Origin of the sequence: Curtobacterium guangdongense (assembly GCF_049341845.1) — a bacterium.
GTDB lineage: Bacteria > Actinomycetota > Actinomycetes > Actinomycetales > Microbacteriaceae > Curtobacterium > Curtobacterium guangdongense.
Genome location: NZ_JBMPIT010000006.1, coordinates 45,206 through 69,361 on the forward strand (window position 1 = coordinate 45,206; position 24,156 = coordinate 69,361).

Below are 24,156 nucleotides of genomic sequence, written 5' to 3' on the forward strand. Positions count from 1 at the left end.
GTGTCGTCCGAGGGGGACCCGAAAGGGCACGTTTGTCCCCCATAATGATGACTGACACGATGCGCAGCACCGGGCATAGTTACTGGTGTTCGGTGTACGAAGTACATCGCCGGACGGTGGCCGACTAGGGTACGAAGCCATTGTCCGCTGCGAGTCAGGGCGATATTCGGGTTGTCGCTCTGCCTCGGGTCGTGAACGGGCCGGTCGGGTTTCCTGACCGGCCCGTTCCCCGTTTCCGGGCGTGCCGCCGCTCGTTGCGTAAGCAACGACACGCAACGAGCACCGACACCGCACCACGTGCCGTGGGCGCGACCACCCGCCGGACAGGAGGCGCACCGCGGCGCCGCCACGAGCCTCCCGTCCGGCGCGGAGCGCGTCCAGGGCCGCGCTCGCTACGCGCGCTCGTGCCGCGGGATCTCGAGCCAGAGCGCGACCGAGTCGTCCTCGTCGCCGTCCTCGTCGTCGTCGTGGGCGGTGCCCAACGCCGCCGACTCGCTCGCCGCGACGTCGAGCCGCAGGCCGACCACCGTCACCGCAGCGCCCGACCCCTCCGGCACGGTCCGGACGATCACGTTGTCCGCGTCCCACGCCTGCCGGAGCGCGTCCGCGAGCTGTGCGTGGATACGCCGGACGTCGTCGACCTCGAGCTCGTCGAGGCCACCGTCGTCGTGCAGCTGGACGACCGCACCGCGGCGACGGAGGCGCATGACCTCCTCGCGGACGTCGTCGGACAGCAGGGACCTGCCGCGGATCTCGTCGCGGATGGCCTGCTCGAGGTGCAGGCACTCGGTGCGCTCGGCGTCGGTGAGGTCCCCGCACGAGTCGATGATGCGCTGCAGCATCGGCAGCGCCATCCGCGTGGTCTGGCTGAGCCGGAACTGCCGCTCGAACACGTGGGCGTCCTGCGCGGCCTGCCAGTCGGCGGTCTCCTGCTCGGCGCGGATGAAGTCACGGGTGGTGCGGGTCGCGCGGTTCATCACGAAGTTGAAGATCGTCGCGATGGCGACCCAGACGACGCTGCCGAGCACACCGAGCGCGCCGAGAGCGTCCGGTCCGGCCCACGCCACCGTGTACACCACGAGGAACAGCACCCCGACCCAGGCGAACACGATGCGCTGCCGCACGGCGACGATCACCATGAGCGTGCCGACGGCTGCGATCCACCACGTGCCGAACCCCGGCGTCGAGCCGGCCTCGGCCACCGGCGCCGCGACGACCGGCATCATGACCGCGGTGGCGAGCGAGAAGCAGGCGACCCACACCGGCAGGACGGCACCCTTGGCGAACAGCGCCGCTCCGGTCGCTGCGGCGTACAGCGCCATGCACGCGAGCACCGCACCGACGTCGCTGACACGGAACAGCGTCGTCGAGGCGAGGAGCAGGTGGTAGAGCGAGAACAGCGCGGCGAGGCCGATCGCGACGCCGGCGGGGATCGAGATCTTCACGACGCCTCCACCCGGTCCGCGGGTCGGGCCGGCCACGTCAGCACCACGCGCGTCCCTGCTCCGGGCGTCGTGTGGATCTCGGCGAGCCCGTCAGCGGCGGCGACCCGTTCGATGATCGACCGTCGGACGCCGAGACGACCGGCGGGGATCGCGCCGACGTCGAATCCGGCGCCGTCGTCCCCGACCTCCACGCGCACCACGCCGGAGGGCGACACGTCGACGCTGACCCAGCGCTCGACCCCGTCCCCGGCGTGCTGCACGCTGTTCACCGCTGCCTGGATCGCGGCGGACGCCAACGCGTCCGCGGCGGGTGCCGGCGCGTTGTGCATGCCGAACGGGCCGCCCCGGACCGCCACCGGGGCGGCGAGTGCGGACACCGCGGCCCCGATGCGCGCGTGCAGCTCGGCGAGCGGCACCGGTGGCACCTCACCGGGGCCGTCGGCGGCCGCCGCGAGGTGGTCGATCGCGTTCCGCGCCATCCTGCTGGCGAGCGTCTTCGCCTCGAGTGTGTCCGCACGCGCGGCCGAGAGGAGCGTGGTGAGGACGCTGTCGTGCACGATCGCGTCGACCTGCACGCGCTCGACCTCGGTCGCGTGCTCCCGGATGGCATGCGAGTACCGGCGCACGGCGGTCGCCTGCGCCGAGTCGACGGCGGCCGCCGCCCGGCGGAGCACCACGGCGAGCACGAGCGTCACGATGCCGAGGATCGTCGTGTAGACGCCGTCGAGGAGCGCCCGGGTCAGGCCCACCTCGCCGCCGGCGGGCGTCAGGCGGATGACGATGTACACGATCGGCACGAGCGCGTTGTAGACGGTCGCTCGCCACGGCGCGAAGCCCATGGCGGCCGCCGTCGTCCCGACGTTGCAGAACCACCACGGCCACGGCACCTGCCCGGCCGGGAGGTCGTCGTTGAGCGTCAGCGGCCACGTCACGAGCGCGACGAAGAACACGAGCGCGCACAGGATCTGCGCGGGCTGCGCGAACCGCTGCACCAACGCCGAGACGCCGACGAAGACGAACGTCCCCGCGACGGCCAGCACGACGACCGGGCCCCAGACCGGGTCGAGCACCGGGAGCTGGTGCACGACCGCCGGCGCATCGACGACACCGAGCCCGACCGCCGCGAGGGCGAGCAGGATCGCGAACGCGCGCTCCGTCGACGCCTGCGTGATCCTCGCCCGCACGCCGCGGGACGGGTCGGTCCCGAACGGCGCGACGTCGGTCGTCAGCGGCGCCCGGGTGCCGTCAGCGTCCGTCGACATCCGGGTCGATGCCGGAGTCAAGCCCCGGCAGGATGCCGTCCTCGACCGCACGGCGGAGCAGGTCCACCTTCGTCGGGGCCGGACGGCCGACCTCCACGTACTTCACACGGATCCGGTCGAGGTACTCGCGCGCGGTCGAGTACCCGATGCCGAGCTGCTGCGCCGCGAGCTTGAGGGGCAGACCCGATGCGTAGAGGTGCAGGATCTCGCGCTCACGACGACCGAGCTGGGCCTTCGCGAAGTCACGGTCGGCGTCGATCGCACTCGCCCACTCGAGGTTGTTGAGGACGTCGCCGCGCGCGACGGTGGCGACGGCAGCCATCACGGTCTTCGTCGCCGACGACTTCGGGATGACCCCGGCGGCCCCTGCCGCCAGCGCCTCACGGACGTTCGCGACGCGGTCGGCGATGCTGTGCACGAGGACGGCCGAACCGGTCCCCTGCACGCCCTTCACGTTCTCGGTCACGGTCGAACCGTCGCCGAGCGACAGGTCGAGGACGACGACGTCCACCTCTCGCCCCTCGAGGTTCGCGATGTACTCGGGCACGCTCGCTGCGGTGAGGACGACCTCGAACCCCTCGTTCTGGCATGCGGCCTGAATGCCGAGCCGGACGGATTCGTGGTCGTCGACGATCGCGACGCGGACCGGCCTCGTGGTGAGTCCGGTCGTCCCTGTGGTGGTCGATTCTGCTGGCACGGTGACCTCTCGTTCCGACGGGCCCGGCCCCTGAAACCGGGTTGCCATCAGCAACCAAGGATACCCAGGTCCGTCTCAGGTTCAGGTCTCGCCACACACAGTGTGCGCTATGCGTCGCCCGGACGGCGCGCTCGACCCGTCAGGCGACGGGGACCAGGCGTGCGACGGCCTCCATGTGGTGCGTGTGCGGGAACAGGTCGAACGCACGAAGTGCCTCGAGGCGGTACCCGAGGTCGGCGAACGTGGCGACGTCGCGCGCGAGAGCGACCGGGTCGCAGGCGACGTAGACGACCTGCGCGGGCTGCAGTGCGGCGATCTGCACGACGACCTCTCGCCCCGCGCCGGCACGCGGCGGGTCGAGCACGACGGTCCCCGCCCGGAAGCGCTGCTTCTCGGCCGCGGACGCCGTCGACGTGGTGCGCGAGAGCCAGCGGTCGACCCGACCGGTCTCCGCACGGGCGCCGATCCACTCGGCGAGGTTCTCCCGCGCGTGCTCGGTCGCGCGCGGTGAGCTCTCGACGCTCGTGATGCGCGCCTTGGGGCCGACGAGGTCGCCGAGCGCCGCGGCGAGCAGACCGACACCGCCGTAGAGGTCGAGGTGGGTGCCCTCCGGGTCGAGGCGGTCACGGTCGACGAGGTCCTGCACGGCGGACGTCAGCACCTCGGCGGCGCGGTGGTGCACCTGCCAGAAGCCGTTGTCGTCGACCTGGAACGTCCGCTCCCCCACGACCTCGGTCACGATCGTCGGCTTCTGCTCGTCGATGACGAGGCGCGCCCCGTCGGAGCTGCTCGGTGCGAGGACGTCGACGACCGATGCCCCGGGCATCGCCGCCCGGCCGATCGGCGCGCTCTCCTGCACGGCCGCGGTGGCCAGGGGCAGCGAGGAGACCTGCACGACGTCGTGCGACCGCGCGGCGAACGGGCCGGCGGTGCCCTCCTCGTCGACGTGCAGACGGACGCGCGTCCGCCAGCCGAGACCGTTCGCCTCGTCGTCACCGGGGGCCGGCTCGACGACCACGTCGTGCCCGAGCACCTCGGCCAGGTCCATGTGTGCGAAGCGGGAGAAGGAGTCGACGAGCACGTCGTGCTTCAGGGTGCGCTGGTGTGCGAGGGCGATGTGCCCGAACTCCGCCCCGCCCGGGCGGACGGCTGGGTCGCGGTCGAGGCCCGCTTCCGGCCAGACGTGGTCGACGCGGTGCTCGCTCGGGGTGATGACGCTGACGGTGTCGGCGCGCCAGAAGGACTTCTTCCGGTCCTCGGTCACCCGCGCGACGACACGCTCGCCCGGGATCGCGTCCGAGACGAACACCACGCGCCCCTCGTGCCGTGCCACCGAGATGCCGCCGTGGGCGATCCCGGTGACGTCGAGTTCGAGCAGCGTTCCGACGGATTCACCCATGGTTCGATGTTCCCATGCGTCTGTACCTCGCGAGTACCTCCCCCGCCCGTCGTGCACTCCTCGCCCAGTCCGGGATCGAACCGGTGCTCGTCTCCCCCGGGGTCGACGAGGACGCCGCGGCAGCAGCCGCCTCGGCGTCACTCGGGCGCGACCTCACCGGCCCGGAGCTCGTCGCGCTCCTCGCCGTCGCCAAGGCGTCGGCGGTCGCGGACGCCGAGGTCGCGGGCTCACCGGTCGACGGGTTCGTCTTCGGCGGCGACTCCGCGTTCGAGGTCGACGGGCACCTGTACGGCAAGCCGCACGACCCGGCCGTCGCGAAGGAGCGTTGGCGGCAGATGCTGGCCGCCGGCGGCGGCACGCTGTGGAGCGGCCACTGCGTGGTCGACCAGCGCCGGGACGTGGACCCCGCCACATCACTGACGGGAGGCACGGATCCGGCCCGCACCGAGCCTCCCGTCCGCCTCGGCGACGACTTCACGGCGTGGGCCGGGTCGATCGGTGACGTCGCGCCCGGTGGTTCCACGCTGGTCGCCGCAGGCGATCGCGTCGTCGCGGTCGATAGCGCCGTCCTCACCTTCGCCGACGACGTGTCGCTGGACGAGATCGACGCGTACGTGTCGACGGGTGAACCGCTCGAGGTGGCCGGGGCGTTCACGATCGACGGACGGGCGGCGGCGTACATCACACGCATCGACGGGGCGCCGTCGGCCGTCGTCGGTCTGTCGCTCCCGGTGCTGCGGTCGATGCTGCTGCGTGGGTTCGGGGTGTCCTGGCACGATTTCTGGACGCTGTAGACATCCGCCTGTAATTGCGGCGCTTTCTTGTCGATGCCGGTCAATTCGACCTGCCCGGGCGCGAATACGCTGATGTGTCATGCCCCGTATCAGCAAGGTCCTCATCGCGAACCGCGGCGAGATCGCCGTCCGCATCATCCGCGCGGCCCGCGATGCTGGAAAGGCCTCGGTCGCGGTCTACGCCGACCAGGACCGTGACGCTCTGCACGCACGCCTCGCCGACGAGGCCTACGCGCTGAACGGCACCACCAGCGCGGACACGTACCTGGTCATCGACAAGATCATGTCCGTCGCCCGCCGCTCCGGCGCCGACGCCGTGCACCCCGGCTACGGCTTCCTCGCCGAGAACGCCGACTTCGCCCGCGCCGTCATCGACGCCGGGCTGATCTGGATCGGCCCGTCGCCCGAGTCCATCGAGCAGCTCGGCGACAAGGTCTCCGCGCGGCACGTCGCCGAGAAGGTCGGTGCGCCGCTCGCCCCCGGCACCATCGAGCCCGTGCAGGACGTGTCCGAGGTCTTCGACTTCGTCGACCAGGTCGGGCTCCCCGTCGCGATCAAGGCGGCGTTCGGTGGTGGCGGTCGCGGACTGAAGGTCGTGCGCTCGCGCGAGTCCGTCGAGGAGCTCTTCGAGTCGGCGACGCGCGAGGCCATCGCCGCGTTCGGTCGGGGCGAGTGCTTCGTCGAGAAGTACCTCGACAAGCCGCGGCACGTCGAGACCCAGTGCCTCGCCGACGAGCACGGCAACGTGGTCATCGTCTCCACGCGCGACTGCTCGCTGCAGCGTCGCCACCAGAAGCTCGTCGAGGAAGCACCGGCGCCGTACCTGACGGCCTCGCAGCGTTCGTCGCTCTACGAGTCGTCCAAGGCGATCCTCCGCGAGGTCGGCTACGTCGGCGCCGGCACGTGCGAGTTCCTCATCGGGGCCGACGGCACCGTGTCCTTCCTCGAGGTGAACACCCGCCTGCAGGTCGAGCACTGCGTGTCCGAGGAGGTCACCGGAATCGACCTGGTCCGCGAACAGTTCCGCATCGCCGAGGGCGGCGTGCTCGACTACGAGGACCCTGCGCCCCGCGGCCACTCCTTCGAGTTCCGCATCAACGGCGAGGACCCGGGTCGCAACTTCTTCCCGGCACCCGGCCCTGTGCACGTGTTCCACGCGCCGTCCGGCCCCGGCGTCCGCGTGGACTCTGGCGTCGTGTCCGGTGACGTCGTCTCCGGCGCGTTCGACTCGATGCTCGCGAAGCTCGTCGTCACCGGTGCCACGCGTGCCGAGGCGCTGGAGCGAGCTCGTCGTGCGCTTGCCGAGTTCGAGGTCGCCGGGCTCCCCACGGTCATCCCGTTCCACCGCGCCGTCGTGTCCGACCCGGCGTTCGCGACGGACGACTCCACTCCGTTCAGCGTCTACACGCAGTGGATCGAGACCGACTTCGTGAACGAGATCCCGGCGTGGAGCGGCTCCCCCGAGGAGCTCCCGGCACCCGCCGCACGCGACTCGGTCGTCGTCGAGGTGCAGGGCAAGCGCATCGAGGTCACGATGCCGTCGATCGTCGGTGGGGGTGCCGCTGGTGCTGCCCGCCGCCCTGCCGGTCCGTCCGCTCCCCCTCGTCGTCGTTCGTCGGCGGTGCGCGGTGGGAGAGCGGCGTCCGGTTCCTCGGTCGCGTCGCCGATGCAAGCCACCGTCGTGAAGCTGGCCGTGGCCGAGGGCGACACCGTCGTCAAGGGCGACCTGCTCGTCGTGCTCGAGGCCATGAAGATGGAACAGCCCGTGCAGGCCCATAAGGACGGCGTCGTCACCGGCCTGAACGCCCCCGTCGGTCAGACGGTCTCGTCCGGCCACGTGTTGCTCGAGCTCGCGTAGCGGCGCCCGGCGGGCGCCGCGGTCGTCCCCGTCGCGCGGCGACCCGGTCCGGCCGCTCGCACAACGAAAAGCACTTCGCGCCGCGGACTTCCGCGGCGCGAAGTGCTTTCGGTTGTTCGGAGGCGATTCGTGCCGGCATCAGCGAACGGTCGTGAAGCGTCTGGGCCGCGTGGGCACTCCGATTGCGCGGAGGACCGCACGGAGCGCCTCGGTGTCGTTCGTCTCCTGTACGCCGATCCGGCCGAACGCTTCGACGCCAGGCAGACGACGGATCCGGTCCTCTCGACGCTTCTCGGCGACCACGACGTCCGCCGACGATTGACCCGGTCGACGCATGACCTGGTCGGTGTACTTCACCCGGCCGTCGAACTCGAGCACGGCCCGCTGTTCGGGGAACCAGAAGTCGACGTAGCCGATGGTCCCGTGCTCGTCCGCGAAGGACTGTTGCACGACCGGCACAGGCGCGCCGACCTCGTCGAGCGCCACCCGCGCGACGGACTCCCCCGGAGAGCCGGACCGTGCGTCGGCGAGTTCGATCGCCTGTGCTGCCCGGTGGCTGCCATGCACGTTCACCCTCGTCGACAGCTCCTTCGCGAACGCATCGCGTGAGTACCCTCTGCCGAGCGCGACGTCGAGCGCGGGGACACTGAGCCGGAGCGGATGAGCGATGGAGAGATCGACACAGGTGGCCACGACGTCCGTCAGCCGGCGGCCGTTCGCGGTCATCGTCCTCGTCGGGATGGTGCGTCCCGCTCCCGCTCGTTTGTGCAGTCCACGCAGCGTCTGTCCCGTGGATCGCTGGGGGTCGATCACCTCGACGACCTGCGGGAACTCCCCGGGCCAGGGTAGGCCGTGGAGCGCTGCCGCCGAGGCGTGGGACACGATGAGCCGCGCCGCCATGCGGTCGTGGTACGCCTTGATCCGGGCGATGTGCCGCTCGCCCGCCGAAGCCTGGCGCCATGCGTCGGCATCGACGAATCGTCCCGGCGCCAACCGGACCACGATGCCGGCGTCCGCCTGGTTCCTGAGCGACCGACCACGCCGACCGGTGGGGTCTGCCGTGCCCCCGACGATGATGTCCAACCGAGCCATGCTGCTGAGCATGCCGACCATCGGACGCCTGTCGAGCCTCCCGTCGCTCCCTGTGGACCAAGCGGACGGTCGGCGGTCCTGTGGACAGACGGCGCGGGACGCACCTGCACAACCGAAAGCACCTCGCACCGCGGAAGGGCGCGGTACGAGGTGCTTTCGATTGTGCGGAGGGCACGGCGGCGGGTCGGCGCGGGCCGGTGCCGGGCGGGCGACGCGCGGCCGGCGCGGGCAGCCGCTACGAGACCCGGGGGCGGATCGCGTCGGCGAGGGCGTCGACGAGCGACTGGGCCTCGGCGGGGGTCGCGGCCACGGTGTCGATGTAGACCTTCACCTTGGGCTCGGTGCCGCTCGGGCGGACGATGACGCGCGCGTCGCCCTCGAGGTCGTAGCGCAGGATGTCCGACGGCGGGAACCCGTCCACGCCCGACGCGTAGTCCGTCGTCGACAGGACCGTCAGCGGACCAAGTGTGTCGGGCGGCGATGTCCGCAGCGAGTCCATGACCTCGCCGATGCGGGCGAGGTCGTCCACGCGCGTCGCGACCTGGCCGGACGCGAACGCGCCGAACTCCGCAGCGAAGGCGTCCAGCTGCCCGGCGATGGACGAACCGGCCGCAGCGAGCGACGTCGCGAGGTCGAGCAGGACGAGTGCGGCGGAGATGCCGTCCTTGTCGCGGACCACCTCGGGGTCGACCAGGTAGCCGAGTGCCTCCTCGTACCCGAAGAGCAGGTCGGGCACGCGGGAGACCCACTTGAAGCCGGTGAGGGTGTCGCGGTACCCGAGTCCGTGCCGGGCCGCCACACGGGCAAGCGCCGGGGACGACACGATCGACGCCGCGAGCACACCGGTGGTGCCGGCCGCGACCGCGCGGGACGCCGCACGCCAGCCGAGCAGCCAACCGACCTCGTTGCCGGAGAGCCGGCGGTAGGTGCCGTCACCGACGGGGATCGCCAGCGCCAGCCGGTCGGCGTCCGGGTCGTTCGCGATGACCAGGTCGGCGCCGACCGCTGTGCCCCTGGCCGTCGCGAGGTCCATCGCGCCCGGTTCCTCCGGGTTCGGGAACGACACCGTCGGGAACGCGCCGTCCGGCTCGATCTGCTCCGGGACGACCGCGGGCTCGGCGAACCCGGCCGCGGCGAACACGGCCCGCGCGGTCTCCCACCCGACGCCGTGCATGGCCGTGTAGACGACCGAGGGCTGCGCATCGACCGGCAGCGCCGGGGCGGGCACGATCGCGGCCGTGGCGGCCACGTAGGCGTCGACGAGCTCCGAACCGGCGACGGTGTAGTCCGTCGCGCGAGCGAGCTCGGCGACGGAGCCTACCGCCGCGATGGCCGCGGCGATCGACCCGTCGACGGGCGGGACGATCTGGGAGCCGTCGTCCTCCCCACCGAGGTACACCTTGTAGCCGTTGTCGCGCGGCGGGTTGTGGCTCGCGGTCACCATCACGCCGGCACCGACGCGGAGGTGCCGGACGGCGAACGCCAGCACGGGGGTCGGGAGCGCCGACGGCAGCAGTGTGACGTCGAGGCCGAGGCCCCGCATGACCTCGGCCGAGTCGCGGGCGAACACGTCCGAGTTGACGCGTCCGTCGTAGCCGATCACCACGCTCCGGTCGCGCCCGGTGTCGATGAGGAAGCGAGCGAGTCCGGCGGCGGCGCGGGACACGACGACGCGGTTCATCCGCAGCGGGCCCCATCCGAGCTCGGCGCGGAGCCCGGCCGTCCCGAACTCGAGCTGCCCGGCGAACCGGTCGGTGACGAGCGCCAGGGCGTCGTCGTCGCCGGAGCCAGCTGCGGTCACCACCGCGGCAAGTTCTTCGCGTGTCGAGTCGTCCGGGTCCTGCTCCAGCCACGACCGCGCCACGTCGAGGACCGTCGTGTCCTCGACGAGGTCCCCGTCCCCGATCGCCCCGTCGGACGCCCCCGTGTACGGGCTCACAGCGCCGCCACCACCCGCGCGAGCAGGTCCGCGATCACCGGCTCGGCCGACTTGCCGGCCTCGAGCACCTCGGCGTGCGACAGCGGCGTCTTCTGGATGCCGGCGGCCAGGTTCGTGATGAGCGAGAACCCGAGGATCTCCATCCCCGCCTGTCGTGCCGCGATCGCCTCGAGCGCCGTGGACATGCCGACGATGTGCCCGCCGATCGTCTTGGCCATCTGGACCTCGGCCGGTGTCTCGTAGTGCGGCCCGCGGAACTGCGTGTAGACGCCCTCGTCCAGGGACGGGTCGATCGACCGGGCGACGGCACGCAGCCGCGCCGAGTACAGGTCGGTCAGGTCGACGAACGTCGCGCCCTCGAGCGGGCTGTCGGCGGTCAGGTTGATGTGGTCGCTGATGAGCACCGGGGTGCCGGGCGTCCAGTGCTCCTTGATGCCACCGGCACCGTTCGTGAGCACCATGGTGGTCGCCCCCGTCGCCGCCGCGGTGCGGACGCTGTGCACGACACGACGGACGCCGTGGCCCTCGTAGTAGTGCGTGCGCGCCCCGATGACGAGCGCGTGCCGTCCGTCCGCCAGCCGGATGGACCGGACCGTGCCGGAGTGTCCGGGGACCGCGGACGCGCTGAAGCCCGGGACGTCGGCGGCGTCGATCGACGACACCGTCTCGCCTATGAGGTCGGCGGCCTTGCCCCATCCGGACCCGAGGGTCAGGGCGATGTCGTGACGCTCGATGCCCGACCGCTCCGCGATGACGGCTGCGGCGTCGCGTGCGACGTCGAACGGGTCGACGGAGGGGTCGTTGAGCGGGTTCGTGCTTGCCATGTGGCAATGCTACGGGGCGGCCGGAGTCCGCCCCGCCGCCGCGCTACGGGGCGGTCGGATCCCCCAGGGACTTCTGCACCGCTGCGGTGATCTCCGTCTGGTCGAAGTGGTTCCGGATGACGATGACCTCGGCGTAGGTCTGGCCGATCGCCTCGACGAACTCCTGCGAGGTGAGGATCACGTTCGCGTCATCGGAGACTTCCCGCACGGACGCCACGTCGGCCGCCACCACCTCGGCGGAGAGCCCGAGCGCCGCGAGGGCCTTCTCGGCGTTCACCTTGAGGATGCCGCTCGACCCGATGCCGGCGCCGCAGATGGTCACGATCTTCACGCGGACACCCCCATGATCGTCCTGACCTCGGCAGCGGAGGACGCCGCCGCGAGCCGCGACGTCACCGACGCGTCGTTGAACAGGTTCGCGATCTCGCCGATCGACTCCAGGTGGGTGCCGACCTCCGCGACGGCGAGCCCGAGCACGACCGACACCGGGTCGTTGTGCGGGTGGCCGAACGCCACCGGCGATGCCAGGGTCACCACGGACAGGCCGTCCCGCAGCACCGCGGACCCCGGCCGGGCGTGCGCGAACGCCAGCCCTGGTGAGATCACGATGTACGGCCCGTGCTCGTCCACCATGGCGATCATGGCGTCCGTGTAGGCGTCCGTCGCCGCGCCCGACGACACGAGCGCACCACCGGCGAGCCGGAGCGCGTCACGCCATGACGGCGCAGACGCACCGAGCACGACGGCGTCGTCGGAGAGCGGCGGCAGACCCATGCGATCAGGCCTCCGCGTACCCGGTGGTGATGATGGAGATGATCTCCTCGCGGTCCTCGAGCGGCAGGAAGGACCCGAGCGCCGCGTTGATCTGGAACGCGGCCAGGTCGTCGAGGTCGTAGCCGAACGTACCGGCCAGGAGCGCGAGCTCCTTGCTGAGCGAGGTGTTGCTCATCAGGCGGTTGTCGGTGTTCACGGTGACCCGGAAGCCGAGCTGGTACAGCACGTCGAACGGGTGGTCGGCGAGGTCGTCGCCCCACGCCGCGATCGCTCCGGTCTGCAGGTTCGACTGCGGCGAGAGCTCGAGCGGGATCTCCCGGTCGCGGACCCACGAGGCGACCTCGCCCAGGGAGGCGAGCGTCGAACCGTCGCCGGCGTCGGAGAGCTGGATGTCCTCGAACAGGCGGACGCCGTGTCCGAGGCGCAGGGCCCGGCCGTCGACGAGCGCCGAACGGATCGAGGCGATGCCGTCCGCTTCGCCGGCGTGCACGGTGACCGGGAAGAGCTCGGAGGCGAGGTGGTCGAACGCCGCGCGGTGGTTCGACGCGGGGAACCCGGCTTCGGCCCCGGCGATGTCGAACCCGACCACGCCGTGGTCACGGTGGCGGACGGCGAGCTCGGCGATCTCGAGTGCACGGTCCGCGTGGCGCATGGCCGTCACGAGCTGCCCGACGCGGATCGCACCGTCCGCTGCGACGACCGCTTCTTCGATGCCCGCCTGCACGGCTTCCACCGTCTGGTCGAGCGTCAGGCCGCCCTGCAGGTGCTGCTCGGGGGCCCACCGGATCTCCCCGTAGACGACACCGTCGGCGACGAGGTCCTCCACGAACTCGCGGGCGACGCGGGTCAGGCCGTGCGCGGTCTGCATCACGCTCGTGGTGACGTCGAAGGTCTTGAGGTACTCGACGAGCGAGCCGGAGTTCGACTGGTCGGCGAACCACTGGCCGAGCTCGGCCGGGTCGGTGGTCGGCAGGTCGATGCCGCCGTCCGAGGCGAGCTCGATGATCGTCTCGGGGCGGAGTCCGCCGTCGAGGTGGTCGTGCAGCGAGACCTTCGGCAGGTCGTTGATCACGGCACCCGCGTCGGGCAGTCGGTACGTGGGGGCGTCGTGGGCGCTCATGACGACCAGGCTATCGGTGGTCGCACCCGCCTCGCCCGTGACGTCCCACAGGTTTGTGGAGAACTGGCTGGAGGCTCGCTACATGTGAGCAGATCGGCTCACGTCAGGCGCTCACGGACGATCGGTCCACGCTCGGGAGCGGACGTCCCGATCGACCAGGCCCCTTCGAGCACCTCGAGCGCGCGCGGGATGCGCGACTCCTCGTCCGTGTGCAGCGTCCAGAGCGGCTGCCCCTCGACCACCGCGTCGCCGGGCTTCACGTGCAGCTCGATGCCGGCACCCGCCTGCACCGGGTCCTGCGCGCGGGCACGACCGGCGCCGAGACGCCACGCCGAGACGCCGAACGGCAGGGCCTCCTGCGTCACGAGCACGCCGGAGGACGGCGCGGTGACGACGTGCTGCTCGCGGGCCACCGGGAGCGCGGCGGACGGGTCGCCGCCCTGTGCCGCGATCATCCGGCGCCAGGTGTCCATCGCGCGGCCGTCGGCGAGTGCCGCAGCCGGGTCCGCATCCGGCAGACCGGCCAGGCGGAGCATCTCGGAAGCCAGCGAGATGGTCAGCGAGACGACGTCGTCCGGGCCACCGCCCTCCAGCACCTCGATCGACTCCCGCACCTCGAGCGCGTTGCCGATCGTCAGGCCGAGCGGGACCTCCATGTCGGTCAGGAGCGCCGAGGTGGCGACCCCGGCGTCCTTCCCGAGGTCGACCATCGTCTGCGCGAGCTCCTTCGATGCCTCGTACGTCGGCATGAACGCCCCCGAACCGAACTTCACGTCCAGCACGAGCGCGCCGGTGCCCTCGGCGATCTTCTTCGACATGATGCTCGACGCGATGAGCGGGATGCACTCGACGGTGCCGGTGATGTCGCGGAGCGCGTAGAGCTTCTTGTCGGCGGGGGCGAGGCCCGAGCCCGCCGCGCAGATCACCGCTCCGACGTCGGAGAGGATCGACATCATGCGGTCGTTCGACAGCGACGCCTGCCATCCGGGGATCGACTCGAGCTTGTCGAGCGTGCCCCCGGTGTGCCCGAGCCCACGGCCGGACAGCTGCGGCACGGCAACCCCGAACGACGCCACGAGGGGCGCGAGCGGCAGCGTGATCTTGTCCCCGACACCCCCGGTGGAGTGCTTGTCGACGGTGGTCTTGCCGAGCGAGGAGAACGACATCCGCTCCCCCGACGCGATCATCGCGAGCGTCAGGTCCTTGATCTCCCGACGCTCCATGCCGTTCAGGAAGATCGCCATCGCGAGCGCCGCCATCTGCGGGTCCTCGACGTAGCCGCGCGTGTAGGCGTCGACGAGCCAGTCGATCTCCGGCGTGCTCAACGCGGAACCCGAACGCTTCGTGCGGATGAGGTCGACGGTGTCGAACGGCTCGACGGCCATGGTGATCAGTGCTCCTGCTGGTAGGTGGTCAGGGTGCGCGGCCCGAACGCGTCCGGGAGGACCTCGTCGATCGTGCGGATGCCGGAGACCGTCTCGAGCAGCATGCCCTCGGCCGAGTGCTCGAACAGCAGTTGCCGGCACCGGCCGCACGGCATGAGCGTCGCGCCGTCGCCGTCCACGCAGGTGAACGCGACGAGCTTGCCGCCGCCGGTCATGTGCAGCTGCGAGACGAGCGAGCACTCCGCGCAGAGGGTCACCCCGTACGAGGCGTTCTCGACGTTGCAGCCGGACACGATCCGGCCGTCGTCGGTGAGCGCAGCGGCGCCCACCGGGAACGACGAGTACGGCGCGTAGGCGTGTCGCATCGCGGCCGTGGCCGCGTCACGCAGTGACGCCCAGTCCAGATCGGACGGGAGGCTCGTGGCCGCGTCCGCAGCGGCGGTGTCGGTGACCGTCTGGTCACCGGATGCGTTCGTGTCGGTCATGCGCCGAGCCTCCCGGCTAGCTCTTGGTGTACGGCTTGCCGGACGCTGCGGGACCACGCGACTGCCCGACCAGGCCGGCCACCGCGAAGATCGTCACCACGTAGGGCAGCATGAGCAGGAACTCGCTCGGGACGGGCGAGTTGATCGACCCGAGGACGTTCTGCAGGTTCGACGCGAAGCCGAAGAGCAGCGCCGCGAGCGTCGCGCGGATCGGGTCCCAGCGGCCGAAGATGACCGCGGCGAGGGCGATGTAGCCGGCCCCCGCGGTCATGTCCTTCGCGAACGGTCCGACGGAGCCGAGCGTGAAGTACGCGCCACCGAGTCCCGCGATCGCACCGGCGAGCGAGACGTTCCAGAACCGCGTGCTGAGCACGTTGATGCCGACGGTGTCCGCCGCCTGCGGGTGCTCGCCGACCGCGCGGAGGCGGAGGCCCCAGCGCGTCTTGAACAAGGCGAACGTGACGACCGCGACCGCGATGTACGCCAGGTAGACGATGACGTTCTGCTCGAAGAACACCGGGCCGATGACCGGGATCTGGTGCAGCACCGGGATCGGCAGCACCGGGAACCGGATGCCGACGTTGAGCGTCTGCTCGGCCGGGGAGAGCACCTGCGAGTACAGGAAGCCGGTCAGTCCCGAGATGAACGCGTTGATGACGACACCGACGATGACCTGGTCGACGAGGTACTTGATGCTGAACGTCGCGAGGACGAACGACACCAGCACACCGGCGACGAGCGCGCCGACGAGGCCGACCCATGCGGAGCCGGTCAGCGAGCCGATCATCGCGGAGACGAACGCGCCGGCGAGGAACTGGCCCTCGATCGCGATGTTCACCACGCCGACGCGCTCGGAGATCACGCCGCCGAGGGCACCGAACACCAGCGGGACGCTCAGGCCGAGTGCCCCGACGAGCAGCCCGGGAAGCGGGATCGTCGCACCGGCCGCCGCCCAGGTGAGGAACCCGACGACGAACAGGATGGCGAAGACCGACGTGACCCAGAGCGGGATCCTCCGGTACCCGTTCACCTGGACGAACGCGTACACCGTCGCCAGGGCGAGCAGGACGGTGACGGTGATGCCGGTCCCCGTCGCGGCGAGCTGGACGTCCGGCAGCTGGACGAAGTCGCCCGCGTTCGCGAGGCGGAACGTCGCCGAGCCGTCACGGCCGAGCAGGACGAAGAAGACCAGCGCGACGACCGTGAAGACGGCGAAGGCGATCGGGGCCTTCCAGCTGCGGGTCGACTCGACGGCCCGGTCGGCGAGGACCGCCGCACCGGAGGGCATCGAGGGGCTGATGGTGCTCACGCGGCGACTGCCTTCCGCTGGGACTTCTTGGAGACCTTGCGGCGGGCACCCGGCTGCGGGATCCGGAAGATCGCGCGGACGAGCGGCGGTGCCGCGATGAACAGGACGATGAGGGCCTGGATGACGCCGACGATGTCGATCGGGATGCCGTTGGCGGCCTGCATGGCGTAGCCACCGTTCTTCAGCACGCCGAACAGGATCGCCGCCCAGAACGTGCCCCACGGCTTCGACCGACCGAGGAGCGCCACGGTGATGGCGTCGAAGCCGATGCCCGCGTCGATGTTCGACGTGAAGCCACTCGTCACGGCACCCTGCACCTGGTACGCCCCGGCGATGCCGACGAGGGCACCGGAGATGACGAGCACCCAGATGGTCAGTGACGGGACGCTCATGCCGGCGACGCGCGCCGCACGCGGGTTCTCACCGATCGTGCGGAACCGGAAGCCGAGCGACGACTTGTTGACGAGCCACCACACGACGACGACGGCGATGATCGCGACGACGAACCCGAGGTCGACGCCGTAGCGCGGACCGAACAGGGCCGGCAGCACCGCGGAGTCCTTCATCGCGGGCGAGATCGGGTTCGGGCTCCCCGGTGCCTGCAGCAGCCCAGGGGTGCGGAGCAGGTAGCTGACCAGGTAGAGCGCGACGTAGTTGAGCATGATCGTCAGGACGACCTCGTTCGCGCCGGTCCGCGCCTTCAGCACACCGACGATGCCACCCCACACCGCGCCGCCGACGATGCCCGCGACGATGGTCAGGGGGATGTGGATGATCGCGGGCATGTCGAACGCGAAGCCGACCCACCCCGCGGCCGCAGCGCCCATCAGGATCTGCCCCTGACCACCGATGTTGAAGAGGCCGGCACGGAACGAGAGGGCGATGCCGAGACCCGCGGCGATGAGCGGGACGGCGTAGTCGATCGACCGGGTGATCGGGACGATCGCCTGCGCGAACGAGCTCGCGCCGAAGTTGACGACCGAGCCCTGGAACAACGAGGCGTACGAGCCGCCGACGGCGGTCCAGATCGCCCGGAAGGTGTCGGCCGGGCGTGCGAAGAAGTACCCGGCGGCCTGCTGCACGGCAGGGTCCGTGATCGCGATGAGGATGCCGCACGCCACGAGCGCGAGCACGATCGCGAGGACCGTGACGAGGACGGAGCCGTTCACGATGCTCTGCAGTGCGGCGTTCCAGCGGTCCCCGCCCGAGGCACCGGCGCGGCGCTCGGTGTCGGCGGCGGAGTCCGTCATCAGGTGCGGCGTGCCCTCGACGTCCTGCAGTCGGTCGTCGGTGGGCAGTTCGTCCCCGGCCTGCGCCGGCTGCGTGTTCTCTGGCGTGTTGCTCACGCTGCCAGCTCCGTTCCTTCGGGAAGCTCTCCGGCCATCATGAGGCCGAGGACGTCGCGCGGGGTGTCCGCGGGGACGATGCCGATGATCGCGCCGCGGTACATCACGGCGATGCGGTCGGCGAGCGCCACGACCTCGTCGAGCTCCGTGGAGACGACGATGACCGGGACGCCGGTGTCGCGGGTGGCGACGATGCGCTTGTGCACGAACTCGATCGACCCGACGTCGATGCCGCGGGTCGGCTGCGCGGCCACGAAGAGGCGCAGCTCGCGGCTGAGCTCGCGGGCCAGCACGATCTTCTGCTGGTTGCCGCCGGACAGCCGGCCGGCGGCGGTGGTGCGCGAGGGCGTGCGGATGTCGAACTCGGCGATCTTCTCGTCGGCGAACGCGTCGCGCTCGGCCGACCGGATGGTGCCGGCGCGGACGAACTCGGCGTGGTCGGCACGGTCGAGCATCAGGTTCTCGGCGATCGTGAACTCACCGACGAGCCCGTCCTCCTTGCGGTCCTCCGGGACGAACCCGACGCCGGCGTCGAGGATCTGCTTGACGCTGCGACCACTGATCTCGCGCCCGTCGAGGGTGATCCGGCCGGAGCGCATGTGCTCGAGGCCGATGATCGCCTCGGTGAGCTCGGTCTGGCCGTTGCCCTGCACGCCGGCGATCGCGAGGACCTCGCCCCGTCGCACGGTGAACGAGACGTCGTCGACGAGCACGATGCCGGACGGGTCGGTGACGGTGACGTGCTCGACGACGAGGGCGTCCTCGCCGCCGATCGCGGGCTCCTTCTCGACGACGAGCGACACCGCTCGGCCGACCATGAGCGCTGCGAGCTCGTTGTTCGTCGCGGTGGGCGATGCCTCGCCGACGACCTTGCCGAGCCGGATCACCGTGATGCGGTCCGCCACCTCGCGGACCTCGCGGAGCTTGTGGGTGATGAAGACGATCGCGGTGCCGGCCTCGCGGAGCTGGCGCATGATGCCCATCAACTCGTCGGTCTCCTGCGGGGTGAGGACGGCCGTGGGCTCGTCGAACACCAGCACGGACGCGTCGCGGGAGAGCGCCTTGATGATCTCGACGCGCTGCTGCACGCCGACGGGCAGGTCCTCGACCTTCGCGTCCGGGTCGACGTCGAACCCGAACCGCTCGGAGATCTCGCGGACACGCTTCCGGGCGCCGGCGAGGTCGAGGCGACCGCCGAACGACGTCTCCTCCTGTCCGAGCATCACGTTCTCGGCCACGGTGAAGACCGGGACGAGCATGAAGTGCTGGTGGACCATGCCGATGCCGGCACGCATGGCGTCGCCGGGGCCGTCGAAGTCCTGGACGACGTCGTCCAGGAGGATCTCGCCCTCTTCGGCCTGGTACATGCCGTAGAGCACGTTCATCAGGGTGGACTTGCCTGCGCCGTTCTCGCCGAGGAGACAGTGCACCTCACCCGGTTCGACGGTGAGGGAGATGTGGTCGTTCGCGACCAGGGGGCCGAACCGCTTGGTGATGCCGCGGAGCTCGAGCTTCATGTCGGGAGTCTATTTCTGTCGCTGCGGAGCGCACGGGAATGCGGGCGGAGGACTGCTCCCCCGCCCGCATCGCATCGTGCTACTTGACGGTCGCCTTCGTCTCGACCTTGATCGAGCCGTCGATGATGCCGGACTTGATCGTGTCGAGCTCCTTCTGGAGACCCGAGTCGACCTTGGACTCGTAGTCGTGGAACGGCGCGATGCCGACGCCGTCGTTCTTCAGCGTGCCGACGTACGGGGTCTTCGAGAAGTCACCCTTCGCGGCCTGCTCGACGACGTCCTTGGTCGCCGGGCGCATGCCCTTCTCGACCGAGGTCAGCGCGATGTCCTTGTAGCGGGGGTCGGCCTCGTAGAGGTCGCTGTCCGCGCCGATCAGCACGGAACCGTTGTTCGCGTCCTTGATCGCCTCTGCGGCCGACTGGTAGATCGGGCCACCGACGGGCAGGATCACGTCGGCGTTCTGGTCGATGAGCGTCTGCGCGACCGACTTGGCCTGCGTGCCGGCCTCGAAGCCACCGGTGAAGGAGCCCTTCTGGCTGTCGACGTCCCAGCCGACGACCTTGACGTCCTTCTTCTTCTGCTCGTTGTAGTACTTCACGCCGTCCGCGAAGCCGTCCATGAAGATGGTCACGGTCGGGATCTGCATGCCGCCGAAGGTGCCGACGACACCGCTCTTGGAGTACGACGCGGCCGCGTAGCCGGCGAGGAACGCCGCCTGCGAGGTGTCGAACGTGATCGGCTTGACGTTCTTGGCGTCGATCGAGTTGTCGTCGATGATCGCGAAGTCGGTGTCGGGGTTCGCCGCCGCCTGCTTCTTCGTCGCGTCGGCGAGGTTGAAGCCGACCGTCACGATGAGCTTGCAGTTCTGGTTGATGAGCTGCTCGATGTTCGAGTCGTAGACCGTGGAGTCCTTCGACTCGGCCGACTTGTAGGTCGCGCCGAGTTCCTTCGCGGCGTCCTTCAGGCCCTCGTAGCCGAGCTGGTTGAACGACTTGTCGTCGAAGCCGCCGGAGTCCGAGACCATGCACGGGCGGAAGTCGGTGGACTTCGCCGACGAGGAGTCGGACGGAGCGGCGGAGCAGCCGGCCAGGACGGCGGCGGTGCCGAGGAGCGCGAGGCCGCTGAGTGCGATCTGACGGGTACGAGATGACACGGGATGTTCCTCCGGGAGCAAGGGCCCGGGTCACTGCGCACCGGGCGATCGTGGCGACAGTACACGACCGCCTGGCCGGTACAGGGCCCCTTCCGGCCGCCCGGATGATCGGTTACGGGATCGCGACCGCGCCGAAACAGGCCCGTAACGCGGCGCAACGACCCCCACCCCAATTCGGGGGGCACGCGCCCACATTTCGTGGTGGAGCGCTACAGGACGTCGTCCCGCCCGCTGATCTTCAGTGCATCCACCACACCCTTGACCCGCTGGGCGTTTGCGCTCGTCGTGACGAGGAGCGCATCGGGGGTGTCCACGACGACGATGTCCTCGACGCCGATGAGCGAGATGAGCCGCTGACTGTGCGCGACGACGATGCCGCTCGACGAGTCGGCCAGGATGCGGGCGTTGTCGCCGAGCACCGCGAGGTTGTTCGTCCGACCGCCGGACTGCAGCTTCGCGAGGGACGCGAAGTCGCCGACGTCGTCCCAGTCGAAGTCACCGGGGATCACGGCGAGCCGTCCGGCGGCAGCGGCCGGCTCGGCGACGGAGTAGTCGATCGCGATCTTTTTCAGCCCCGGCCAGATCGCGTCGACGACGGCGCCGCGAGACGAGGTGTCCCACGCGGCGGCGAGTTCCTCGATGCCGGCGAGCAGCTCGGGCTCGTTCCGACCGATCTCCGCGAGGAGCACGTCGGCGCGGGCGATGAACATGCCGGCGTTCCAGAGGTAGCTGCCGTCGGCGAGGTACCCCGTGGCGGTGTCGAGGTCGGGCTTCTCGACGAAGTCCAGCACGGCGTGCGCCCGCGGGGCGGTGTCGATGCCGAGCGAGTCGCCCGCGTGGATGTAGCCGAACCCGATGGCGGGCTCGGACGGTGTGATGCCGATGGTCGTCACGTAGCCGGCGCGGGCCGCGAGCACCGCTTCGCGCACCGACCGACGGAACCCGCGGGCGTCGCCGATGACGTGGTCGGCGGCGAACGACCCGATGACCACGTCGGGCTCGCGCCGTCGGAGGATCGCCGCGGCCAGGCCGATGGCTGCCGTGGAGTCCTTCGGCTCGCTCTCGAGCACGACGTTGTGGTCGTGGATGCCCGGCAGCTGCGACTCGACCGCGACCCGGTGGGCACGCCCGGTCACGACCATGATCCGTTGGTCCCCGGACAGCGGCGCGAGGCGGTCCCACGTCTGCCGGAGGAGCGAGGTGCCCGAGCCGGTCAGGTCGTGGAGGAACTTCGGGGCGTCGGCGCGCGACAGCGGCCAGAGGCGCGAACCGATACCGCCGGCGGGGATGATCGCGTAGAAGTCGTCGAGAGGGTCAGCCACCCGCTCACCGTACCGTCCGGTCGCCGCCGTTCCTGGGTACCGACCGCTCGGATGTGCGGGAAGCCGCACGACCTGTTCACCCCCGCCGAACGCGCCGTTCACCCTGCGGCCCCCGTCCGCGTCACGTGCGCCGCGGAGCATGGCGAGTGCCATGAACGCACGCAGCGTGGAGCGCGGCCAGGTCCAGCGGACCGTCGCCGTCGTGACCGAGAGCTTCCTGCCCACCCTCAACGGCGTGACCACCAGCGTCCTGGCGGTCCTCGACCACCTGGAGCGCCGTGGCCACCGCGCGGTCGTCATCGCGCCCGACGCCCCCGGTCTCGCGGCCTGGCGATCCCGCACCGAGCTCGAGCGGTACCGCGGGTTCGACGTGCACCGTGTGCCGGCGGTCGCGTACCGGCAGTTCCCGGTCGCCCTCCCCCACCCGGTCCTCGACACGATCCTCGCCGCCTCCGGCGCCGACGTGCTGCACGCGGCCAGTCCGCTCCTGCTGGGCGGGCGCGCGATCACGGCGGCCGGGAGGCTCGGCATCCCGTCCGTCGCCGTGTTCCAGACCGACGTGGCCGGGTTCGCCCGCCGCAACGGCCTGGCAGCGGCCGCCCCGTTGGCGAGACGGGTGCTCGCCCGGATCCACCAGGGCGCGTCGTTGACGCTCGCGCCGTCGTCCGCGACCGCGGCCATGCTGGCCGCGGACGGCGTCCCGCGCGTCACGCGATGGGGTCGCGGTGTGGACACCGACCTGTTCCACCCGTCGCGACGACGGTCGGCGCACGTGCGCGCGTTCCGGAGGCGACTCGCTCCGCGCGGCGAGACCGTTGTGGGCTACGTGGGCCGGCTCGCACCGGAGAAGGAGGTCGAGCGGCTCGCCGAGCTCGGCGGCGTCCCGGGCGTCAGGATCGTGGTCGCGGGAGGCGGGCCCTCCAGGCAGGTACTGGAGCGACGGCTGCGCCACCTGGACGTGACCTTCACCGGTCCGCTGCGCGGCGACGCCCTCGCCGACGCGTACGCGGCGCTCGACGTGTTCGTGCACACCGGACCGGCGGAGACCTTCGGGCAGACGCTGCAGGAGGCGCACGCCACCGGCCTGCCGGTGGTGGCACCGGCGTCGGGTGGCCCGCTCGACCTCGTCGCGCCGGGGCTCGACGGCGAGCTCTACGACCCGGACGTGCCGCAGGCGCTCCGGCGGGCGGTCGTCGGGCTGCACCTCGACCGGGACCGCGCCGCGCGCATGGGGTCGGCCGGGCGGCTGCGGGTGGAGGGCACCACGTGGGAAGCGGTCGGCGACCAGCTGCTGGCGCACCACGACACGGCGAGGAACATCGGCGCGCCGCCCGCCGCCGCACGGGGTGTCCGCGCCGAGTGGAACGAGAAGGTCAGCTCCCGGTCATAGGATGGTCGTGTTCCACACGAACACGACGGCAACGGTGCGCCGATCGGCGCCCCGGTCTCAACGGAGGGCGAGCTCATGGCCGAGCAGACCGCAGGGAGTACGGCGACAGCCGTGCCACAGGTGACCATCGAGGCGCCCCGCGCGTCCCGGACCCCCAAGGGGACGCTGTACCGCGGCAGCACCGGCATGTGGTCGTGGGTCCTGCACCGCATCACCGGCGTCGCGATCTACTTCTTCCTGCTGGTGCACATCCTCGACACGGCGCTCGTGCGCCTGTCGCCAGAGGCGTACAACGCGGTCATCGGCACGTACAAGACCCCGATCATGAACCTCGGCGAGATCGCGCTCGTGATGGCGATCGTGTTCCACGCGTTCAACGGACTGCGCATCATCCTGGTCGACTTCTGGTCCAAGGGGCCGAAGTACCAGCGGGCCATGTTCTGGATCGTCATCGTCCTGTGGGCGATCGCGATCGCGGGCTTCCTGCCGCGCCAGCTCATGAACCTCGTCGCCGACTTCCACTGACCAGGGGGCACCACATGACCACCGACACCATCGCACCCCCTCGCAGCTCCGAGGCCGCACGCCGCTCCACCAACTGGGAGAAGTGGGGCTGGATCTACATGCGCGGATCCGGTGTCCTGCTCGTCGTCCTGATCTTCGGCCACCTGTTCGTGAACATGGTCGCGGGCGAAGGGGTCAAGCAGATCGACTTCGCCTTCGTCGCCGGCAAGTGGGCCAGCCCGTTCTGGCAGGTGTGGGACACCCTCATGCTCTGGCTCGCGCTGATCCACGGCTCGAACGGCATGCGCACGATCGTCAACGACTACGTGTCGAAGCCCGGCATCCGCAAGACGCTGCTCGTCGCCATCCTGGTCGCGTGCGTCCTGCTCATCGTCCTCGGCACGCTGGTCTGCTGGACCTTCGACCCGTGCCCCGCCGGCGCTGCCGCTGCCGACCTGCCGTCGTTCTGCCCGGCGCAGTAGCCGGTCCAATAGCCGCGGCACTCCTCACTTTCCTTCTGCACTCCCCTGACTCGAGAGAT

The 24,156-nt window shown here is 70.8% G+C and carries 22 protein-coding genes; 5 read left to right on the forward strand and 17 right to left on the reverse strand.

Features of this window, described 5'->3' with window-relative positions:
* Window positions 1–392: 392 nt before the first annotated feature.
* From ACO0E1_RS10450 to ACO0E1_RS10465, 4 genes are all read right to left on the reverse strand, one after another.
* Window positions 393–1,445: a hypothetical protein gene (locus ACO0E1_RS10450; protein ID WP_422874132.1), complete on the reverse strand. Its 1,053-nt coding sequence runs from the start codon at window positions 1,443–1,445 to the stop codon at window positions 393–395.
* The gene (locus tag ACO0E1_RS10455) at window positions 1,442–2,707 is read right to left on the reverse strand and encodes a sensor histidine kinase (protein ID WP_422874133.1); all 1,266 of its coding nucleotides are present in this window, start codon (window positions 2,705–2,707) and stop codon (window positions 1,442–1,444) included. Before ACO0E1_RS10455 ends, ACO0E1_RS10450 begins: the two co-directional genes overlap by 4 nt.
* Window positions 2,691–3,452, reverse strand: a complete 762-nt coding sequence (locus tag ACO0E1_RS10460; protein ID WP_402729706.1) for a response regulator transcription factor — start codon at window positions 3,450–3,452, stop codon at window positions 2,691–2,693. The genes ACO0E1_RS10455 and ACO0E1_RS10460 overlap by 17 nt, the downstream gene beginning before the upstream one ends.
* A gap of 91 nt (window positions 3,453–3,543) precedes the next feature.
* Window positions 3,544–4,803: a class I SAM-dependent RNA methyltransferase gene (locus tag ACO0E1_RS10465; protein ID WP_422874134.1), complete on the reverse strand. Its 1,260-nt coding sequence runs from the start codon at window positions 4,801–4,803 to the stop codon at window positions 3,544–3,546.
* Between the two features lie 14 nt (window positions 4,804–4,817).
* Between ACO0E1_RS10465 and ACO0E1_RS10470 the strand changes: the two genes are divergently transcribed.
* Both ACO0E1_RS10470 and ACO0E1_RS10475 read left to right on the forward strand, forming a co-directional pair.
* Window positions 4,818–5,597, forward strand: coding sequence for a Maf family protein (locus ACO0E1_RS10470; RefSeq protein ID WP_422874135.1), 780 nt, complete (start codon window positions 4,818–4,820; stop codon window positions 5,595–5,597).
* Between the two features lie 79 nt (window positions 5,598–5,676).
* Window positions 5,677–7,455, forward strand: a complete 1,779-nt coding sequence (locus ACO0E1_RS10475) for an acetyl/propionyl/methylcrotonyl-CoA carboxylase subunit alpha (protein WP_422874136.1) — start codon at window positions 5,677–5,679, stop codon at window positions 7,453–7,455.
* Window positions 7,456–7,593: 138 nt separating this feature from the next.
* On the opposite strand, the gene ACO0E1_RS10480 is transcribed toward ACO0E1_RS10475, so the two are convergent.
* The 13 genes from ACO0E1_RS10480 to ACO0E1_RS10540 form a co-directional block, all read right to left on the reverse strand.
* Window positions 7,594–8,547, reverse strand: coding sequence for a hypothetical protein (locus tag ACO0E1_RS10480; RefSeq protein ID WP_422874137.1), 954 nt, complete (start codon window positions 8,545–8,547; stop codon window positions 7,594–7,596).
* Between the two features lie 235 nt (window positions 8,548–8,782).
* Window positions 8,783–10,453 (reverse strand): phospho-sugar mutase, encoded by a 1,671-nt coding sequence (locus ACO0E1_RS10485; RefSeq protein ID WP_422874396.1) that lies wholly within the window; start codon window positions 10,451–10,453, stop codon window positions 8,783–8,785.
* A 29-nt stretch (window positions 10,454–10,482) separates the two neighbouring features.
* Window positions 10,483–11,310: a purine-nucleoside phosphorylase gene (locus ACO0E1_RS10490; protein ID WP_281265028.1), complete on the reverse strand. Its 828-nt coding sequence runs from the start codon at window positions 11,308–11,310 to the stop codon at window positions 10,483–10,485.
* A gap of 43 nt (window positions 11,311–11,353) precedes the next feature.
* Complete coding sequence (locus tag ACO0E1_RS10495) at window positions 11,354–11,641, reverse strand: PTS sugar transporter subunit IIB (RefSeq protein ID WP_422874138.1); 288 nt, start codon at window positions 11,639–11,641, stop codon at window positions 11,354–11,356.
* Window positions 11,638–12,084 carry a PTS sugar transporter subunit IIA gene (locus tag ACO0E1_RS10500; protein WP_402729701.1) on the reverse strand — a complete coding sequence of 149 codons (447 nt, stop codon included), beginning with the start codon at window positions 12,082–12,084 and terminating at the stop codon, window positions 11,638–11,640. Before ACO0E1_RS10500 ends, ACO0E1_RS10495 begins: the two co-directional genes overlap by 4 nt.
* Window positions 12,085–12,088: 4 nt before the next feature.
* Complete coding sequence (locus ACO0E1_RS10505) at window positions 12,089–13,204, reverse strand: adenosine deaminase (RefSeq protein WP_422874139.1); 1,116 nt, start codon at window positions 13,202–13,204, stop codon at window positions 12,089–12,091.
* A gap of 98 nt (window positions 13,205–13,302) precedes the next feature.
* Window positions 13,303–14,589, reverse strand: a complete 1,287-nt coding sequence (locus tag ACO0E1_RS10510; protein ID WP_422874140.1) for a thymidine phosphorylase — start codon at window positions 14,587–14,589, stop codon at window positions 13,303–13,305.
* Between the two features lie 5 nt (window positions 14,590–14,594).
* Window positions 14,595–15,074 (reverse strand): cytidine deaminase, encoded by a 480-nt coding sequence (locus ACO0E1_RS10515; protein WP_422874141.1) that lies wholly within the window; start codon window positions 15,072–15,074, stop codon window positions 14,595–14,597.
* A 16-nt stretch (window positions 15,075–15,090) separates the two neighbouring features.
* Window positions 15,091–16,383, reverse strand: a complete 1,293-nt coding sequence (locus tag ACO0E1_RS10520) for an ABC transporter permease (protein ID WP_422874142.1) — start codon at window positions 16,381–16,383, stop codon at window positions 15,091–15,093.
* Window positions 16,380–17,729 carry an ABC transporter permease gene (locus tag ACO0E1_RS10525; protein WP_422874143.1) on the reverse strand — a complete coding sequence of 450 codons (1,350 nt, stop codon included), beginning with the start codon at window positions 17,727–17,729 and terminating at the stop codon, window positions 16,380–16,382. Before ACO0E1_RS10525 ends, ACO0E1_RS10520 begins: the two co-directional genes overlap by 4 nt.
* Window positions 17,726–19,246, reverse strand: coding sequence for an ABC transporter ATP-binding protein (locus ACO0E1_RS10530; protein WP_422874144.1), 1,521 nt, complete (start codon window positions 19,244–19,246; stop codon window positions 17,726–17,728). The genes ACO0E1_RS10525 and ACO0E1_RS10530 overlap by 4 nt, the downstream gene beginning before the upstream one ends.
* Before the next feature lie 79 nt (window positions 19,247–19,325).
* On the reverse strand, window positions 19,326–20,399 hold the full coding sequence (locus tag ACO0E1_RS10535) for a BMP family lipoprotein (protein WP_422874145.1): 1,074 nt from the start codon (window positions 20,397–20,399) through the stop codon (window positions 19,326–19,328).
* A gap of 209 nt (window positions 20,400–20,608) precedes the next feature.
* Entirely contained in the window at window positions 20,609–21,721 is a 1,113-nt protein-coding gene (locus tag ACO0E1_RS10540; RefSeq protein WP_422874146.1) for a mannose-1-phosphate guanylyltransferase, read from the reverse strand.
* Window positions 21,722–21,872: 151 nt separating this feature from the next.
* Between ACO0E1_RS10540 and ACO0E1_RS10545 the strand changes: the two genes are divergently transcribed.
* From ACO0E1_RS10545 to sdhD, 3 genes are all read left to right on the forward strand, one after another.
* Complete coding sequence (locus ACO0E1_RS10545) at window positions 21,873–23,111, forward strand: glycosyltransferase (protein WP_422874147.1); 1,239 nt, start codon at window positions 21,873–21,875, stop codon at window positions 23,109–23,111.
* A gap of 75 nt (window positions 23,112–23,186) precedes the next feature.
* On the forward strand, window positions 23,187–23,636 hold the full coding sequence (sdhC, locus tag ACO0E1_RS10550; RefSeq protein ID WP_281265038.1) for a succinate dehydrogenase, cytochrome b556 subunit: 450 nt from the start codon (window positions 23,187–23,189) through the stop codon (window positions 23,634–23,636).
* A gap of 14 nt (window positions 23,637–23,650) precedes the next feature.
* Window positions 23,651–24,097: a succinate dehydrogenase, hydrophobic membrane anchor protein gene (gene sdhD / locus ACO0E1_RS10555; protein ID WP_281265039.1), complete on the forward strand. Its 447-nt coding sequence runs from the start codon at window positions 23,651–23,653 to the stop codon at window positions 24,095–24,097.
* Window positions 24,098–24,156 lie beyond the last annotated feature (59 nt).

What these genes read in the sequence shown, in the direction of transcription:
- ACO0E1_RS10455 (WP_422874133.1), bottom strand. Translation starts at nt 2,707, where the DNA reads ATGTCGACGGACGCTGACGGCACCCGGGCGCCGCTGACGACCGACGTC.
- ACO0E1_RS10460 (WP_402729706.1), bottom strand. Translation starts at nt 3,452, where the DNA reads ATGGCAACCCGGTTTCAGGGGCCGGGCCCGTCGGAACGAGAGGTCACC.
- ACO0E1_RS10465 (WP_422874134.1), bottom strand. Translation starts at nt 4,803, where the DNA reads ATGGGTGAATCCGTCGGAACGCTGCTCGAACTCGACGTCACCGGGATC.
- ACO0E1_RS10470 (WP_422874135.1), top strand. Translation starts at nt 4,818, where the DNA reads ATGCGTCTGTACCTCGCGAGTACCTCCCCCGCCCGTCGTGCACTCCTC.
- ACO0E1_RS10475 (WP_422874136.1), top strand. Translation starts at nt 5,677, where the DNA reads ATGCCCCGTATCAGCAAGGTCCTCATCGCGAACCGCGGCGAGATCGCC.
- ACO0E1_RS10480 (WP_422874137.1), bottom strand. Translation starts at nt 8,547, where the DNA reads ATGGCTCGGTTGGACATCATCGTCGGGGGCACGGCAGACCCCACCGGT.
- ACO0E1_RS10490 (WP_281265028.1), bottom strand. Translation starts at nt 11,310, where the DNA reads ATGGCAAGCACGAACCCGCTCAACGACCCCTCCGTCGACCCGTTCGAC.
- ACO0E1_RS10500 (WP_402729701.1), bottom strand. Translation starts at nt 12,084, where the DNA reads ATGGGTCTGCCGCCGCTCTCCGACGACGCCGTCGTGCTCGGTGCGTCT.
- ACO0E1_RS10505 (WP_422874139.1), bottom strand. Translation starts at nt 13,204, where the DNA reads ATGAGCGCCCACGACGCCCCCACGTACCGACTGCCCGACGCGGGTGCC.
- ACO0E1_RS10510 (WP_422874140.1), bottom strand. Translation starts at nt 14,589, where the DNA reads ATGGCCGTCGAGCCGTTCGACACCGTCGACCTCATCCGCACGAAGCGT.
- ACO0E1_RS10515 (WP_422874141.1), bottom strand. Translation starts at nt 15,074, where the DNA reads ATGACCGACACGAACGCATCCGGTGACCAGACGGTCACCGACACCGCC.
- ACO0E1_RS10530 (WP_422874144.1), bottom strand. Translation starts at nt 19,246, where the DNA reads ATGAAGCTCGAGCTCCGCGGCATCACCAAGCGGTTCGGCCCCCTGGTC.
- ACO0E1_RS10545 (WP_422874147.1), top strand. Translation starts at nt 21,873, where the DNA reads ATGAACGCACGCAGCGTGGAGCGCGGCCAGGTCCAGCGGACCGTCGCC.
- sdhC (WP_281265038.1), top strand. Translation starts at nt 23,187, where the DNA reads ATGGCCGAGCAGACCGCAGGGAGTACGGCGACAGCCGTGCCACAGGTG.
- sdhD (WP_281265039.1), top strand. Translation starts at nt 23,651, where the DNA reads ATGACCACCGACACCATCGCACCCCCTCGCAGCTCCGAGGCCGCACGC.